The sequence below is a fragment of the Allokutzneria oryzae genome, from assembly GCF_042429765.1.
Taxonomy (GTDB): domain Bacteria; phylum Actinomycetota; class Actinomycetes; order Mycobacteriales; family Pseudonocardiaceae; genus Allokutzneria; species Allokutzneria oryzae.
Map to the genome: position 1 here is coordinate 41,451 of NZ_JBHLZU010000021.1, position 14,397 is coordinate 55,847.

General features: G+C 71.4%; 18 protein-coding genes. 4 read left to right on the forward strand and 14 right to left on the reverse strand.

Features of this window, described 5'->3' with window-relative positions; all coding sequences use genetic code 11:
- Positions 1-4 precede the first annotated feature (4 nt).
- The 3 genes from ACFFQA_RS26515 to ACFFQA_RS26525 all read right to left on the reverse strand — a co-directional run bounded on the left by ACFFQA_RS26515 (position 5) and on the right by ACFFQA_RS26525 (position 2,672).
- Positions 5-769: a chitosanase gene (locus ACFFQA_RS26515; protein ID WP_377857784.1), complete on the reverse strand. Its 765-nt coding sequence runs from the start codon at positions 767-769 to the stop codon at positions 5-7.
- A gap of 65 nt (positions 770-834) precedes the next feature.
- Positions 835-1,689 carry an NAD(+)/NADH kinase gene (locus tag ACFFQA_RS26520; RefSeq protein WP_377857786.1) on the reverse strand — a complete coding sequence of 285 codons (855 nt, stop codon included), beginning with the start codon at positions 1,687-1,689 and terminating at the stop codon, positions 835-837.
- Positions 1,686-2,672: an SPFH domain-containing protein gene (locus tag ACFFQA_RS26525; RefSeq protein ID WP_377857789.1), complete on the reverse strand. Its 987-nt coding sequence runs from the start codon at positions 2,670-2,672 to the stop codon at positions 1,686-1,688. Before ACFFQA_RS26525 ends, ACFFQA_RS26520 begins: the two co-directional genes overlap by 4 nt.
- A gap of 87 nt (positions 2,673-2,759) precedes the next feature.
- On the opposite strand from ACFFQA_RS26525, the gene ACFFQA_RS26530 reads away from it, so the two are divergent.
- On the forward strand, positions 2,760-3,461 hold the full coding sequence (locus ACFFQA_RS26530; RefSeq protein WP_377857791.1) for an NUDIX hydrolase: 702 nt from the start codon (positions 2,760-2,762) through the stop codon (positions 3,459-3,461).
- Here the strand turns inward: ACFFQA_RS26530 and mnhG are convergent.
- Genes mnhG through ACFFQA_RS26570 form a run of 8 tightly spaced genes read right to left on the reverse strand, consistent with a single transcriptional unit; the run spans position 3,392 to position 9,417 of the window.
- Positions 3,392-3,724 (reverse strand): monovalent cation/H(+) antiporter subunit G, encoded by a 333-nt coding sequence (mnhG, locus tag ACFFQA_RS26535; protein WP_377857794.1) that lies wholly within the window; start codon positions 3,722-3,724, stop codon positions 3,392-3,394. The two genes, ACFFQA_RS26530 and mnhG, sit on opposite strands and share 70 nt — an antisense overlap.
- Positions 3,721-3,987, reverse strand: a complete 267-nt coding sequence (locus ACFFQA_RS26540) for an MrpF/PhaF family protein (protein WP_377857796.1) — start codon at positions 3,985-3,987, stop codon at positions 3,721-3,723. The genes mnhG and ACFFQA_RS26540 overlap by 4 nt, the downstream gene beginning before the upstream one ends.
- Positions 3,984-4,478 (reverse strand): Na+/H+ antiporter subunit E, encoded by a 495-nt coding sequence (locus tag ACFFQA_RS26545; protein WP_377857799.1) that lies wholly within the window; start codon positions 4,476-4,478, stop codon positions 3,984-3,986. The genes ACFFQA_RS26540 and ACFFQA_RS26545 overlap by 4 nt, the downstream gene beginning before the upstream one ends.
- Complete coding sequence (locus ACFFQA_RS26550; protein WP_377857801.1) at positions 4,475-6,004, reverse strand: Na+/H+ antiporter subunit D; 1,530 nt, start codon at positions 6,002-6,004, stop codon at positions 4,475-4,477. Before ACFFQA_RS26550 ends, ACFFQA_RS26545 begins: the two co-directional genes overlap by 4 nt.
- Entirely contained in the window at positions 6,001-6,390 is a 390-nt protein-coding gene (locus ACFFQA_RS26555) for a Na(+)/H(+) antiporter subunit C (protein ID WP_377857804.1), read from the reverse strand. Before ACFFQA_RS26555 ends, ACFFQA_RS26550 begins: the two co-directional genes overlap by 4 nt.
- The gene (locus tag ACFFQA_RS26560) at positions 6,387-6,893 is read right to left on the reverse strand and encodes an MnhB domain-containing protein (protein ID WP_377857807.1); all 507 of its coding nucleotides are present in this window, start codon (positions 6,891-6,893) and stop codon (positions 6,387-6,389) included. Before ACFFQA_RS26560 ends, ACFFQA_RS26555 begins: the two co-directional genes overlap by 4 nt.
- A complete protein-coding gene (gene mbhE / locus ACFFQA_RS26565; RefSeq protein ID WP_377857809.1) occupies positions 6,890-9,199 on the reverse strand; it encodes a hydrogen gas-evolving membrane-bound hydrogenase subunit E in 2,310 nt (769 codons plus the stop codon). Before mbhE ends, ACFFQA_RS26560 begins: the two co-directional genes overlap by 4 nt.
- 5 nt (positions 9,200-9,204) lie before the next feature.
- Positions 9,205-9,417 carry a hypothetical protein gene (locus ACFFQA_RS26570; protein WP_377857812.1) on the reverse strand — a complete coding sequence of 71 codons (213 nt, stop codon included), beginning with the start codon at positions 9,415-9,417 and terminating at the stop codon, positions 9,205-9,207.
- 129 nt (positions 9,418-9,546) lie between these two features.
- On the opposite strand from ACFFQA_RS26570, the gene ACFFQA_RS26575 reads away from it, so the two are divergent.
- The gene (locus tag ACFFQA_RS26575; protein WP_377857815.1) at positions 9,547-9,966 is read left to right on the forward strand and encodes a hypothetical protein; all 420 of its coding nucleotides are present in this window, start codon (positions 9,547-9,549) and stop codon (positions 9,964-9,966) included.
- 45 nt (positions 9,967-10,011) lie between these two features.
- Here the strand turns inward: ACFFQA_RS26575 and ACFFQA_RS26580 are convergent, their stop codons facing one another.
- Positions 10,012-10,809: a S1 family peptidase gene (locus ACFFQA_RS26580; RefSeq protein ID WP_377857818.1), complete on the reverse strand. Its 798-nt coding sequence runs from the start codon at positions 10,807-10,809 to the stop codon at positions 10,012-10,014.
- Between the two features lie 306 nt (positions 10,810-11,115).
- Positions 11,116-11,913, reverse strand: coding sequence for a helix-turn-helix transcriptional regulator (locus ACFFQA_RS26585; protein WP_377857820.1), 798 nt, complete (start codon positions 11,911-11,913; stop codon positions 11,116-11,118).
- A 66-nt stretch (positions 11,914-11,979) separates the two neighbouring features.
- Between ACFFQA_RS26585 and ACFFQA_RS26590 the strand changes: the two genes are divergently transcribed.
- Positions 11,980-12,528, forward strand: a complete 549-nt coding sequence (locus tag ACFFQA_RS26590) for an SDR family oxidoreductase (RefSeq protein ID WP_377857823.1) — start codon at positions 11,980-11,982, stop codon at positions 12,526-12,528.
- Positions 12,529-12,541: 13 nt separating this feature from the next.
- Here ACFFQA_RS26590 and ACFFQA_RS26595 read toward each other — a convergent pair whose 3' ends face one another.
- Positions 12,542-13,765, reverse strand: coding sequence for a calcium:cation antiporter family protein (locus ACFFQA_RS26595; protein WP_377857826.1), 1,224 nt, complete (start codon positions 13,763-13,765; stop codon positions 12,542-12,544).
- Positions 13,766-13,885: 120 nt separating this feature from the next.
- On the opposite strand from ACFFQA_RS26595, the gene ACFFQA_RS26600 reads away from it, so the two are divergent.
- On the forward strand, positions 13,886-14,260 hold the full coding sequence (locus ACFFQA_RS26600) for an ArsR/SmtB family transcription factor (RefSeq protein WP_377857829.1): 375 nt from the start codon (positions 13,886-13,888) through the stop codon (positions 14,258-14,260).
- Positions 14,261-14,397: the final 137 nt, after the last annotated feature.

Sequence of the window (14,397 nt, forward strand, 5' to 3'; positions counted from 1 at the left end):
GCGGTCAGTTGATCTCGTAGTAGTCGCCGTAGACGTGCCAGCGCAGCGGGGTGTTGAGGTCCAGGTTGCCCTCGTTGAGGAATCGGCGCTGGGCGGTGTCCACGCGGCTGGTGTCGCTGTGGGCTGGCTCCGCCTTCATCGCCCGCACCCGCTCGTCGAGGAACGCGTGCAGGTAGGCCACCTCGTCGCCGCCTTGGGCGGGCGTGGCCGCACGGGACATCGCCTTGCGGCGGATGCTGGAGAACCCGAGGTCTCCGCCGTCGCCGTGCATCACGATCGCGTCGTAGTAGGCGAACTGCCCCAGCGTGCGCAGGCCGTCGGACTTCGCGCTGTTCACCGCCGGGTTGAAGTAGACGCGGTCGCGCTCCTCCTCCTGCATCTGCCGGAAGACGCTGTCGTTGGCCGCCGTGCGCCAGTCCCCGACGAACCCGGGGTCGAGTCCCTCGTGCGAGGCGGTGCCGTTGACATTGCGCAGCGCGGGCAGGTACTTCGCGAGCACGTTGTTCGGCGAGCGGTCCGTGTAGCGCTGGACCAAGTCGAGCATGTCGCCTGTGCCGGAACAGAACCCGATGATGCCCGCCGTGTAGCCGCGTCCGTCGTCGATGTCCTCGATGTAGGCGAACTGGGCCCGCCAGTCCAGCGAGGAGTTCTCCGCGCTGGACACGAGCTGCATCGCGATGTCCTTTTTGTACGGATCGTTCAGGCCGTCCGCCGGGGCCGCCGCACCGACGCCCAACAGCGCCGCGACCACAAGTCCCAGGATTTTCACGCACACCTCCGACTACGCGTTCGGCGGCGGCCCGCTTCGCAGTGAACTCCCCTTGCCCCGCAAGGTCAACAGGTAACGAGAACGGTCCCGGCGAGACGAATGCTCAGGCGCTGACCCCACGACAGCGCCAGAGCATCCGCTTCGAGGCCGTCGCCGAAGGCCACCAGGCGGTCCGACTCGACCTGCACCGTCAGCTCCCCCGCCGACAGCTCGCCCTCGGTGTTCTCGGTTCCCGTGCTGGGTGACGGCCACGCCTCTCGCACGAACCACACCAGCCGCCGCTCCTGCGGCTCCGGCAGGCGCAGCCCGCTTTTCCTTTCCTGCCAGACAGATCGACACCAACCGCTCGCACCGGTGCCGGTCCCCACCAGCAGCCCCGACGACGCCTGCCGCTCGGCACCCAACCGGTAGCGCGCGGTCTGGTGACTCGCGTGCCCGAGGTAGATCTCGTTGAGCGCCAACAGCTTCTGGCCGTCGTCGGCCTCCGCCTCCACCATCGTCCTGCGCAGCAACGGAGCCGTCCCCGCCGCCACCGAGCCCAGCACCCTGCCGAACTCGCTCGGCTTGTGCCGCACCAGGACTCCGTCCCCCACGCCGATCACCGGCTGCCCGCGCAGGTACTTCGCCACGTTCGCGACCAGTCCGTCCTGACCGACGACCACGACGACGTCCTCCGGCCCGAACAGGAACCGAGGCAGGTCGTCGCGCTCCACCGAGCCGCGCCGCCAGTCCAGCGGGATCGCCGCGGCCACCTCGGCCAGCGCCGCGGACTGGGCGGCGTCGCGCGCGGTGACCTCGGCCAGGTCCCGCCCCCGCCCGGCGAGGAAGAACTCCGCCTGGCCACGGGTTCCGTGCCGGGCGAGGAGATCGGCCAGCTCGGTGCGGCGGTGCACCAGCACCACGCGCGGGGCGAGGCTCACCGCCCGACACCGAGCTTGGTCAGCAACGGCGCGAGCAGGTCCGGCGTGAGCACCAGGTTCTCGATCTTGGGCAGGTTGGCCGCGAGCTCCTTGACCGCCAGGCCCATCAGCACCGCCTCCGGCAGGTCCCGGTAGGCGTTGAGCCTGGCCGCCTCCGCCTCGGCCAACGCCTTCTCCCCCACCGCTTTCGCCTCGGCCAGCCGCACCTCGCGCGCGGCGAGCGCCGCGCTCTCGACGCGGTCGGCCTCCGCCGCCTCCTCCGCCTGGCGGCGGGCGTTGGCGCCGCGCTGCGCGACCAGCTGCTCCTCGCGCTTGGCCAGCTCGATCTGGTTCTGCAGCTCGTTCTCGCCGATCGCGCGTTCGCGCTCGACGGCTCGCGCGCGGCGCTCGTAGATCGCGCGGTCGGCGTCCTGCTGCACCTTCTCCCGCGCCGAGGTCCGCAGCGCCTTCTCCACCTCCGGCTCCGGGCGGATCGCCACGACCCGCACGTCCACCACTGCCAGCCCGGTCTGGGCGAGGCGGGCGTCCGCGCCGAGTCCTCGGGTGATGCGGTCGTGCACCGCGCCGACACCGTCGACCAGGGCCTCTGCCAACGGGGTGCGGCTCAGCAGCGCCAACGCGTGCTGCTGGGCGCTTTCGGTGAGCAGTCCGCCGACCTGGGCCAGCGGGTCGCCGCGCCAGGCCCCGCTGTCCGGGTCGATCGAGAAGTCCACGCGGTCGGCGGCGGTCGCCGGGTCGGCGAACCGGTAGGTCAGCGTGAGCTGCACGGTGACGTCCTGGAAGTCCGAGGTCCGCGCGTGGAAGAGCATCGGCAGCTCACGGTCGTCGACCGGGACCTCCGAGAGCACCGCGGTGCGCGGCCGGAACCAGAACGACAGCCCCGTGCCCTCGTGCACCAGCTTGCCGTGCCGGATGTGGCGCACGTGCACCGTCGGTGCCCCGCGCAGGTGTCGCAGTCCCAGCGTCGCGCTGATGTCGGCCATCTCGCCCTCCCGCTCTTATCGTCGCGATGACGATAAACAGCATCTCCAGTTCTCGTCAAGCTGACGATTAACGGCTACGGTGGTGGGGTGAGCCACACCGAGTACCCACCCTTCGCCGTGACCGCCGACCTGGTCGTGCTGACGATCCGCGAGGACGCCCTGTGCGCCCTGCTGGTCCGGCGCGCCGCCGATCCCTTCGCCGGGTGCTGGGCGCTACCGGGCGGCTTCGTCGGAGAGGACGAGGACACCGACGCGGCCGCCCGCCGCGAGCTGGAGGAGGAGACCGGCCTCGCCGACGGCACGGTCCACCTCGAACAGCTGGCCAGCTACGGAGCACCCGGTCGCGACCCCAGAATGCGGGTGGTCACGATCGCCTACCTCGCCCTGGCACCGGACCTGCCCGCGCCGACCGCCGGCAGCGACGCGGCCGACGCGCGCTGGTGGCCGGTCGAGGAGCTGCTCGCCGATCCCGGGCGGCTGGCCTTCGACCACCACCGCATCCTCAGCGACGGCGTGGCACGGGCCCGCGCGATGCCGGAGAACGCCACGGTGTTCTGCCGGCCGGAGTTCACCGTCGCCGAGCTGCGCCGCGCCTGCGAGGTGGTCATGGGCACGCCGCTGGACCCCAGGAACTTCCACCGCAAGGTCACCGGCAGGCCCGGCTTCCTCGCGCCCACGGGCACGATGACCACCCGCGACGGCGGACGGCCCGCCAGGCTCTACCGGCGCAGCCTGGTGTCGAGGTCGTCGCAGAGCAGCGACGACTTCTCGACAGCACCCGTGCGGTAGGCCGCGCGGCCGAGGAACTGCGACAGCACCGGAGCGGTCAGCACCTGGAACAGGCCGACCAGCGCCAGGCCCACCGCGTAGGACGGTGGGAGCCGCAACGCCGTCCCGGCCAGGATCAGCAGCAGCCCCAGGGTCTGGGGCTTGGTCGCCGCCTGCAACCGGCTCGGCACGTCGGGCAGCCGCAGCATGCCCACCGCACCGAGCACGCAGAAGGTCGCGCCGCCGAGCAGCAGCACGCTGGAGATCACGTCGAGCACGCTCATCGGTGGTCCTTCCTGCCCTCGGTCAGCCGCACGGCGCTGATCGAGCCGAGGAAGCCGAGCAGCGTGATCCCCAGCAGCAGCGCGATGTTCATCGCCCGGCCCGATGCCGCCATCTCCACGGCGACCCCGCACGCGATCAGCACCACGAGCACGTCGATCGCCAGGATCCGGTCCAGCGTGCGCGGTCCCCGCAGGAGCCGGACGAGTGTGAGCGCCCCAGCGAGCACCAACAGCCCGAAGGTGATCGTGAACACGACGGTCATGCGGGCTCCTCCTCTCGGGCGCCGAAGGCCCTGATGACCCGGCGCTGCAGGTTGACCACCTCGTCGCGGACGCGGGTCACGTCGGCATCCGAGCGCACGCCGAGGGCGTAGACGTAGAAGACCAGCTCCCGCCGGTCCAGCTGGAGCACGAACTTGCCCGGCCCCAGCGACAGCAGGTTCGCCGCGGAGGCGATCACGTAGTCCTCATCGGAGAGCACGGGGACCGCGATCACCGCCGTCTTCACCGTCGGCCCGTAGCGCAGGGCGTCCCACGCCACCCTGACACCGGAGAGCACGAGGTCGGTCACGAGGTACCACCCGAGCCCCACCAGGCGGTGCGGCCGCGCGAGCATGCGGAACCTGATCGACGGCAACGGGTACAGCGTGAGGATCGCCGCCGCGACCACCGCGCCGAGCAGCACCAGCCCGAGGTCCACCGAACCCCAGAGCATCAGCCACACCACGATGAGCCAGAGGAAGGTCGAGATCATCGGGCGGCTCCCAGCACGGCCTCGCGGTAGGACTTGCCGTCGATCAGGTCGTTCGCGGCGCGCCCGCTCACCCCGGCGAGCGGCCCGGCGAACAACGCGATCGCCACCCCGGCCGCCACCAGCGACGCGGTCGCGGTCACCATGCCGCGCGAGGTGTTGCCGGTGCCGACGGTGACCTCGTCGGTCGGATCGGGGTCGGGATAGGGCGCCTGGACCTCGCCCCAGAACGCGCCGACCCAGATCTTGGTCACCGCGTACAGGCTGAGCAGGCTGGTCAGCACCGCGCCGCCGGTCACCAGGTAGGCGGTGAAGGTCGCCGACTCCGCGCCCGCGCGCAGCAACGCGATCTTCGCGACGAAGCCGGAGAACGGCGGCACCCCGGCCAGGCTCAGCGCCGGGATCGCGAACAGCACCGCCACCAGCGGGTAGGCCTTGGCGACCCCGGACATCGCGCGCAGCGACACGGTCCCGGTGTGCCGGGTGATCAGACCGCCGACCAGGAACAGCGAGGCCTGCACGGTGATGTGGTGCACGACGTAGAGGATCACGCCGGTCAGGCCGATCTCGGTGTAGAGCGCGAGGCCGAACAGCATGTAGCCGATGTGGCTGACCAGCAGGAAGGACATCATCCGGTTGATGTCGTTCTGGGCGAGCGCGCCCAGGGCGCCGACGATCATCGTCAGCAGCGCGATCACCAGCAGCAGCGTCCAGATCGCCTCGCTGGTGAAGATCAGCGTCTGGGTCCTGATGAGCGCGTAGACGCCGACCTTGGTGAGCAGTCCGGCGAACACGGCGGTGACCGGCGCGGGTGCGGTGGGGTAGCTGTCCGGCAGCCAGAAGTGCAGCGGCACCAGCGCCGCCTTGATGCCGAAGACCACGACGACGAACAGGCCGAGGCTGGTCTGGATGCCCGGCGGCAGCGCACCGACCTTGTCAGCGAGGTCGGCGAGGTTGACCGTGCCCGTCGCCGCGTACACCAGCGCGATCATCGTGATGAACAGCAGCGAGGACGTGAGGCTGACGATCACGTACGTCATGCCCGCGCGGATGCGTTGCGCCGTGGTGCGCCTGGTGATCAGCACGTACGACGCGGAGAGCATGATCTCGAAGCCGACGAACAGGGTGAACAGGTCACCGGTCACGTAGGACAGCGCGACGCCCGCGCACAGCACCAGGTACATCGGGTGGAAGGTGTTGGACGCGGTGTCCCTGCCGTAGTCGGTGATCCGCTGGCCGATCGAGAAGACCAGCACGGCCAGTGTGACCACGGCGGAGACCAGCAGCAGCAACGCGGAGAGCCGGTCCGCGACCAGGGTGATGCCGATCGGCGGGGTGTAGCCGCCCATCCGCAGCACCAGTGGTCCGCCGGCGTCGACCTGCACCAGCAGCGCCGCCGCGTCGACCACGATCGCGGTCAGCACGAGCACGCCGATCACCCGCTGCACGCGCGGGAAGGTGTTGAACGCCAACGACAACGCCGCCGCGAGCAGCGGCAGCAGCACCGGAAGGGCGACCAGGATGCTCATTCGGCGCCCTCCTGAACCAGGTCGTTGCGCTCGGCGGTGGTGCCGACGCGGCGGTCCTCGACGTCGTCCTGCACCTCGTCGTGCCCGAGCAGCACGAAGGACCGGAACGCCAGCGCCAGCAGGAAGGTGGTCAGCGCGAAGGTGATCACGATCGCCGTCAGCGCCATCGCCTGCGGCAGCGGGTCCACCATCGCCTCGGGGGCCGCCAGCCCCGCGAACGGCGGCACCCCGGGCGGGCCGCCTGCCACCTGGAGGAACAGGTTCGCGCCGTGGCCCAGGATCACGATGCCGAGGATGACCCGCATCAACGACCGCTGCATCAACAGGTAGAAGCCCGCGGAGTAGAGCCCGGCCATCAGCACGGCCATGGTGAGGTTGATCGTCATCGGTCCTCCTCCAGGCTCACGCCGAGGGTGCCGAGCAGGTCCACCACCACGCCCACGATCAGCAGGTAGACGCCGACGTCCAGGAACAGGCTCGTCGCGAGCTTGACCTCACCGACGAGCGGCAGCGCGAAGGTCCACAGATCCGTTGCCAGCACGGGTAGACCGACGAGGGCGGGCGCCAGCGCGGTCACCACGGCGATGCTCAGCCCGGTGCCGATCAGCACCGGCGGGCGCACCCGCACCACCGCGGTCAGCTCGACCCGGCCACCTGCCAGGTAGCGCAGCACGAACGCGAGGCCCGCGACCAGCCCGCCGGTGAAGCCGCCGCCACTGTTGTTGTGCCCGGCGAAGAGCAGGTACACCGACAGCAGTAAAACTGTCGGGAACACGATCCGGGCGCACACTTCCAGCAGCAGCGACCTCGGCCACCCGTTGCAGTCGCGCTCGGTCAGCAACCACCGCTCGCGCGGGGCGTCCCACTCCCACCACGGTTCCCGGCTCACGGCGCCACCTCCGTGTCCTCGCTCGGCTCGACTCTTCGGCGGGCCCGCTGCGAGGCCAGGATCAGACTCGCCGCGCCGGTCGCAGCGACCGCGAGCACGGCGATCTCCCCCACCGTGTCGAAGGCGCGGAAGTCCACGATGATCGCGTTGACCACGTTGCTCGCGCCCGCGTCCGCCTTGGCCCGCTGGATGTACTCCAGGCTCGCCTCGGGCAGGCCGTTCCGGTTGGCGGAGAACAACACCGCGAGCACGGCGACGAAGGTCCCCGCGACGCAGGCGATCACCGCCTTGACCCACCGGCCCTCGCTCAGCGGCCGCCGCTCCTCGGTGAACCTCGGCGGCATCCTGCGCAGCACGAAGACGAACACCACCAGGGTCAGCGACTCCACCAGGAACTGGGCGAGCGCCAGGTCCGGCCCACCGTCCACAAGGAACAGAGCGCCGATGCCGTAGCCGATGACCCCGGTCACCAGCACGGCGGTCAGCCTGCGCCGCGCCATGACCGCGAGGCCGACCGCGACCAGGACCAGCACCGCGAGCGGCACCTGCAGCGGCGAGTCGAACCAGTGCATGGCCGGGATCGGGACCAGTCCGGCGAGCAGCCCCATGCCGGGCACCACGACCGCGACGGCGAGGATCACGCCGAGGTAGACCGGGACCGAACCGGCCTGCAACCGGCCGGTCACCCCGCGCGCGACGCTGTCCAGCGCCATCACCACGCGGTCGTAGCCGGTCTGCGCGTGCACCGACTCCGGCAGCCAGCCGGACCTGTCCCCGGCGACGCGGTGCACCGCGTAACCACCGGCGAGCACGACCGCGGACAGCAGCAGCGGAACGGTGAACCCGTGCCACAAGGCCAGTCCGTACGGAGCGGTCGACGGGTAGGCCGACGCGTAGGCCCAGATCAGCGGCTCGACGATCCCCGGCACGAACGCGAACACCAGCCCGGCCAGCGCCGGGATGATCACCGGGACACCGAGCACGGCGCTCGGCGCGGGCGCTTCCCTGGGGGCCACAGCGGGTTTGGTGCCGAACGCGCCGACCAGGAACCGCAGGGTGTACGCGACGGTCAGCGCCGACCCGATCACCAGGACGGCGAGCACGAACACATCCCGCACCGCACCGGTGTGGAACGCCTCGAACGCCGCTTCCTTGCCGACGAACCCCAGCAGCGGCGGGGCGCCCGCCATGGACGCCGCCGCCAGCACGACGAACCCGGTGAAGACCGGCCACCGCTTGCCGAGCCCGGAGAGCTCGCGGATGTCCCTCGTGCCGGTGAGCTTGTCGATGACGCCTACGGACAGGAACAACGCGGACTTGAACAGCCCGTGCGCCAGCACCATCGTCGCCCCGGCGAACGCGGCGAGGTACTCGCCGGAACCGAGCAGGACGATCAGGAACCCGAGCTGGCTGACCGTGCCGAAGGCCAGCAGCTTCTTCAGGTCGTGCTCACGCAGCGCCCGTATCCCGCCGAGCACCATCGTCCACAGGCCGAGCACCACCAGCGGGACCCACCACGACGGCAGCTCGGCGAAGCCCGGCGCGAACCTGGCGACCAGGTACACACCCGCCTTCACCATCGCCGCGGCGTGCAGGTAGGCGCTGACCGGGGTCGGCGCGACCATCGCCGCGGGCAGCCAGGGGTGGAACGGCACCTGGGCGGACTTGGTGAGCGCGCCCAGCAGCAGCAACGCGACCGCGACGTCGACGACGGCACCGGTCGGCGGGTAGGCCACGATCGCGGAGATCCGGAAGGTGCCCGCCGCGGTGCCGAGCAGGATCAGCCCGAGCAGCATGGCCAGCCCGCCGAAGCCGGTCACCAGCAGCGCCTGGGTGGCGGAGCGGCGCGCGGCCTTCGTCAGCCCCAGGCCGCCGACCAGCAGGAACGAGCAGACGGTCGTGAACTCCCAGAAGATGTAGAGGGAGAACACGTCGTCGGCGGTGACCAGGCCGAGCATCGACCCCGCGAAGACCACCAGCAGCGCGGAGTTGCGGCCGATGCCCTCGGGCGAGGTGTAGCCCGCGTAGTAGACGAACACCAGCGCGCCGACCCCGGCGACGAGGATGATCATCAGCAGCGAGAGCGGGTCCAGCCGCAGCGTCAGCTCCAGGCCGATCGACGGCGCCCACGCGAGGGTCTCGGTTGGCGGGGCTCCACTGAGGACGGCCGACGACCAGGACAGGGCCGTGCCGAGCGCGGCGAGCGGCGGCAGCGCGGCGAGCACGAAGGCCGCCCTGCCCCAGCGACCGGCGACAGCGGGCAGCAGCGCCGCGACCACGAAGTGCGCGGCGATCAGGATGAACACTCAGGTCACCGCCCAGCGGGGCGCGGCCCGTCGGCGGCGAGGACGTCCACACGTTCGGGAGGTGTCCGGTCGAGCAGGCGCACAGCGCGTCGCGCGTCGAGCGTGTAGCTCACGAACACCACCACCAGTCCCTCGATCCGCCGCAGAACCGCGCCGCCGGACGCGCGTGAGCGGCGGACCCGCGACGGTCCGCCCGGCGTGATCGGCGACACCGTCACCCTACGTCGCTGACCAGGCGTGCGCGCTCCCGACAGCCCGTACGAGCGGTTTTGTGACATCCGACCCATCCGGGTCACCATCCGCTCCGGATGTGCGATGGGGACCGACCACCGAGGGAGGGCGCGGAGATGTGCGAGCACCACCACTACACGGACGAGCACTTGGTGGAGTGGCACTGCCGCCGGGTGCCCGCCGAGGGCACGCCGCTGGCGGAGATCGGGCTCTGGATCGGCGAGCTGCTCGCCGGCTGGGCGCCCGCCACCGTCTTCGACGTCCAGCTGCTGGCCTGCGAGCTGGTCGGCCACGTGCTCACGCACGCGGGCGGCGCGGGCGAGATCGCGCTGACCGAGCCGGTTCCCGGGGTGGCGCGGGTCGAGGTCACCGCGCTCGCGCACCCGGCGAAGGTGGTCATGCCTTGCGCCCACGAGGACACCGCGTGCACCGCGGCCCGCGCCATGGTCACGAGTCTGACCAGCGGGCACGGCACCACTTTCAGCGCGCGCGGGCCCGCGGTGTGGGGCGAGGTGATCAGTGTCGCGACACGCTGAGGGCCCGGAGCACGACGGCTCCGGGCCCTTGCGGTGTGCCGCGCGTCAGAGCTGCTGGCTGATCAGGCTCGCGTAGGAGGAGACCCTGGCGTAGACGCCGGGCTTGCCCGCGAGGGCGCAGCCCTCGCCCCACGACACGACGCCGATGAGCCTGCCGCCCGCGACCAGCGGTCCGCCGGAGTCGGCCTGGCAGCTGTCCTTGCCGCCGTTGGGGTACCCGGCGCAGACCATGGCGCTGCTCTTGTAGTCCGCGCCGTACCCGGCCGCGCAGGTCTTGTCGGAGGTCAGCGGCACGTCGACCTGGTTCAGCGTGCTGGAGTAGGTGCCGTTGCCGGTGGTGTCGCCCCAGCCCAGGGTCTTGGCCACGGTGCCGGTCGCGTACAGGTCGTTGTTGGCCGTGGTGGCCAGCGGCAGCGTCTTGTACGGCAGGTTGCGGTCCAGCGTCAGCACGGCGACGTCGTCACCCTGGGTCACGCCGCGGTAGTTCGGGTGCTGCCAGACCTTCGTGACCTTGGCGGCGACGCCCTCGTTGGTGCGCAGGTCGGTGCGGCCCGCCAGGACCTGCCAGGAGCTGGCGGCCTTGCCGCTGGTGCAGTGCGCGGCCGTGACGACCTTGTTGGCCGTGACGAGCGTGCCGCCGCACCACTGGGTGCCGTTGTACATCAGCGCGACCGTCCACGGGTACTGCTGCGTGGTGGCCGCGCCGCCGCCGACGATCATCGGCGACAGCGTTTCGGACGGAGCCGCGGGAGCGGCGGTGGCCGTCGCCGTCGCGGCGAGACCGAGCGTGGTGGCGGCCGCCGCCACGCCGAAGAACCGGACCAGGTGGCGCAGGGAGCTCACTGGTCCCTCCTTTCCTCGTGCCCTCGAACGAGGTCCGGCCGCGGTCGGGCCGGTGAGGCACAGGCAACGCCAGGAGAGCGGGTCAGGACAACCGTCGTCGGAAGCGCCGCCGATCGGAGCACCCGCGCGGGCCGAACGTCCCAGCACACCAGGGTTTTTCGCCGCGGTCAGGAACGCGGGCGGCGGGTGTCAAGCCCCGCGCGGCCATCGCGGGCGCGGCGAACCGCCTGTTGATTCCACAGTGGACGATCGGGGACATCGTCGCCGGAACCCAGGAAAGCAGATGCTGTACGCGAAATCCACAGTTCAGGTCAGCGCCGCGAGCGCGGCCTCGGACGCCGATCCCGGCTCGGCCGTGTACATCACCACGCGCTGCCCCTCGTCGTCGGGCAGCAGCATCAGCTCGTCGGTCAGCGTCAGCCGCCCGACAACGGGATGGTCGTACTCACGGGCGTTGAACGCGCAGTTGCGAACGGGATGCTGGGACCACAGCGTGACGAACTCGGGACTGAGCGCAGTCAGCTCGTCGATCAGCGCACCCAGACCGGGATCGTCCGGGTACACCCCCGTCACCATGCGCAGGTGCGCGACGGCGTCCCGCATCTTCCGGTCGTGGTCGACGTAGAGACGCCTCGTGCGCCGGTCGAGAAACACCAACCGCGCCAGGTTCACGGTGTGCGGCGCCGCGAAGTCCAGGTGCGGTGCGAGCAGGGCGTGGGCGAGCCGGTTCCACGCCAGGACATCGGTGCGCCGTCCCATCACCAGCGCCGGAACGTCCTTAATGGACTTGATCATGAGTTGGACGCTGGGCCGCAGCCGTTCCGGCTCGGCGCTCCTGGTGCGCCGAGCCAATCGGTGGAGGTGCGCGCGCTCATCGGCGTCGAGCCGCAGCACGCGGGCAAGGGAGTCGAGAACCGAGTCCGAGGCGTTGCGGTCCCGTCCCTGTTCGAGCCGCGTGTAGTACGGGACGCTCACCCCGGCGAGCCGCGCCAGCTCCTCACGCCGCAGCCCCGGAACGCGCCGCCGCCCGCCGTAGTCGGTCAGCCCCGCCTCCGCCGGGCTGATGCGCGCTCGACGCGCCCGCAGAAACTCGCCCAGCTCCACTGTTCCAGTATTCCTGACCCTGTCAGGGTCCTGGTTACCTTCGGTGGGCCGGGCGAGGCTGGTGCCATGAGGATCATCGTTATCGGCGCCGGCGGAACCCTCGGCGCGGCGGTCTCCGGCAAGCTGGAAGAGCTGGGCCACGAGGTGGTTCGCGCCTCCCGGTCCGGCCCCGTCCGCGTGGACCTGACCGATACCCGCACCCTCGACGACCTGTTCTCCTCGGTCACCGGGGTCGACGCGGTCGTGTGCGCGGCGGCCCACGCGCCGCTCAAGCCGCTGCTCGACCTGACCGACGCCGACCTCTCCCAGGTGAAGCTGTACGGCCAGCTCGCGTTGTTCCACCGCGCGGTGCGCCACGTCCGCGACGGCGGCTCCATCGTCCTGACCGCCGGGCGTTTCGACGGCCCCCTGTGCAAGGGAGCCGTCGGCGCGATGGTCAACGCCGCGCTGGAGTCCTTCGTGGAGACCGCCACCCCGGAGCTTCCGCGCGGCATCACCGCCACCGTGGTCAGTCCGGGGTGGATCGCGGAGACCCTGGCCGCTCTGGGACGCGACCCGGCGGACGGCACCCCGGCCGACCAGGTCGCGCAGTCCTATGTGGACTTCATCATCTGACCTGGCGCGACGGTCAGCGGGTGGAGACGAGGTCCTCGGCGGACTCCGACGAGCGGCGGAACGGGGCCAGGAGGGTGGGGACGATGTGCGCGCGGTTGCGGACGAGGGCCGCGAGCGCGATCACGCCGTAGACCACGCACAGCGCGTAGCGAGCCTCCTGGCCCGGCAGGACGAACTGCACGGCGAACAGGCCCAGCAGCGTCCACGCGGCCCACCTGGGGAAGCGCAGCGCCAGCAGCGCCGCGACGCCGAGCAGGGTCTGGGTCGCGGTGAGCAGGAACTCCTCGACCTGGCGGGCGTCCAGGACCAGCGTGCCGGAGCCACCACCGACCAGGTAGGCCAGCGGCAGGCTGCCGACGAGCAGGGTCCACTGGTTGACCTTGCTGGAGATCAGGGTGCCGATCGCGGCGGAACCGTTGCCGCGCAAGGCGAACAGGATCGCCACGATGAACTCGGGGGCCTCCGAGGCCAGCGGCGCCAGCCACTGGACGAGCAGGAACTGGTCCACGCCGAGCTGGGTCCCGGTGTCGATCAGCGCGTGCGCGAACGGCTCGGCGCACAGCAGGATCACCACGGCGGCGAAGACGAACAGCCCCGCCACCAGGGGCCGCCGCACCGCCGGGGACAGCGCGCCGATGACCGAGGCCGGGCCGACCAGCTCCGGCTCCTCGGATTCCGCGCGGGAGACCCTCCAGAGGTAGAAGCCGAAGAAACCCAGCAGCGCCAACCCGAACAGCAGCGTGATCTGGCCCGTGACCGGAACGACGAAGGCCACGACCGAGGCGATCGCGAGGAACCCGAGCTCGGTGCGGTGCTCGGGGTCGAGGACCAGCTCACGGACGCGGCGGCCACCGCGGCGCGCGGCGACCGCGAGCGAGACCAGCACCACGGTCGACCAGCCAAGGCCGAGCAGCAGCCGGTTGGACCCCGTCATGTTGGCCGCCGCGTAGGCGACGAACTCCGGGTTCTGCCCGGCGGTGTAGGCGAAGTAGAGGTCGACGACGTACTCGGGCAGCACCGCGATCAGCGCCAGCAGCGCGATCGCCAGGCCGCCGGAGATGTCCACCTGGGCCGCCTCCGCCGCCCACGCCAGCACGAAGGACGCGGCGACCACCGCCGCGCCGAACAGCAGCAGCGCGAGCCACGGCGCCGTCTCGCCCCCGGTTGCCCGGATCACCAAGGCGGGCAGCGCGAACGCGCCGCACAGCGACAACGGGCGGATCAGCTTGGCGAACACGGCGACGCACCTTCCCTCGACCGGCTTCGAGCGTGGCACACGGTTCGACGTTTTCGCAATCGACGAAATGTTGGCGCGGCTGGCCTCCGGGTTGCGGGGCAGGGAAGAATCACTCTCGCCATGCCGAAAAATCCCGAACCACCCCCCGGCGACCCCACCGCGGACGCCGCGACGGAACCGACAACGGTGCAGCTCAGCGCCGCGGCGGCCACGTTCGCGCTGCTGTCGAGCCCGCCCCGGCTCCACCTGGTCTGGCTGTGCGCGCACGGCTCCTACGACGTGGGCACGCTCGCCCAGCGCGTCGGCGTGAGCATCGCCACCGTCAGCCAGCACCTCACGAAGCTGCGCCTGGCCGGGGTGCTCACCGCGCGGCGCGAGGGCCGCCACCACTTCTACGCCGTGGACGACCCGCACGTGCTGACGCTGGTGGACCAGATCTTCGAGCACATCGCGCCGGACGGCTCCCTCGCGCCGGACCCGCCACTGCGCCGCTAGGCCGCACCCCCGCAAACCGCGCCTCCCCCACCCGGCACCGCCTCCCGGCGGCGCCTACCCCTCCCGGCGCCCCCTCCCGGCGGCGCCCTCCCCCGACGCCCTCGCCCGGCTCCCCCTCCCCCTCCCGGCAGGCCCCT

What these genes read in the sequence shown, in the direction of transcription:
- ACFFQA_RS26525 (WP_377857789.1), bottom strand. Translation starts at nt 2,672, where the DNA reads ATGGCCGACATCAGCGCGACGCTGGGACTGCGACACCTGCGCGGGGCA.
- mnhG (WP_377857794.1), bottom strand. Translation starts at nt 3,724, where the DNA reads ATGAGCGTGCTCGACGTGATCTCCAGCGTGCTGCTGCTCGGCGGCGCG.
- ACFFQA_RS26540 (WP_377857796.1), bottom strand. Translation starts at nt 3,987, where the DNA reads ATGACCGTCGTGTTCACGATCACCTTCGGGCTGTTGGTGCTCGCTGGG.
- ACFFQA_RS26545 (WP_377857799.1), bottom strand. Translation starts at nt 4,478, where the DNA reads ATGATCTCGACCTTCCTCTGGCTCATCGTGGTGTGGCTGATGCTCTGG.
- ACFFQA_RS26550 (WP_377857801.1), bottom strand. Translation starts at nt 6,004, where the DNA reads ATGAGCATCCTGGTCGCCCTTCCGGTGCTGCTGCCGCTGCTCGCGGCG.
- ACFFQA_RS26555 (WP_377857804.1), bottom strand. Translation starts at nt 6,390, where the DNA reads ATGACGATCAACCTCACCATGGCCGTGCTGATGGCCGGGCTCTACTCC.
- ACFFQA_RS26575 (WP_377857815.1), top strand. Translation starts at nt 9,547, where the DNA reads ATGTGCGAGCACCACCACTACACGGACGAGCACTTGGTGGAGTGGCAC.
- ACFFQA_RS26590 (WP_377857823.1), top strand. Translation starts at nt 11,980, where the DNA reads ATGAGGATCATCGTTATCGGCGCCGGCGGAACCCTCGGCGCGGCGGTC.
- ACFFQA_RS26600 (WP_377857829.1), top strand. Translation starts at nt 13,886, where the DNA reads ATGCCGAAAAATCCCGAACCACCCCCCGGCGACCCCACCGCGGACGCC.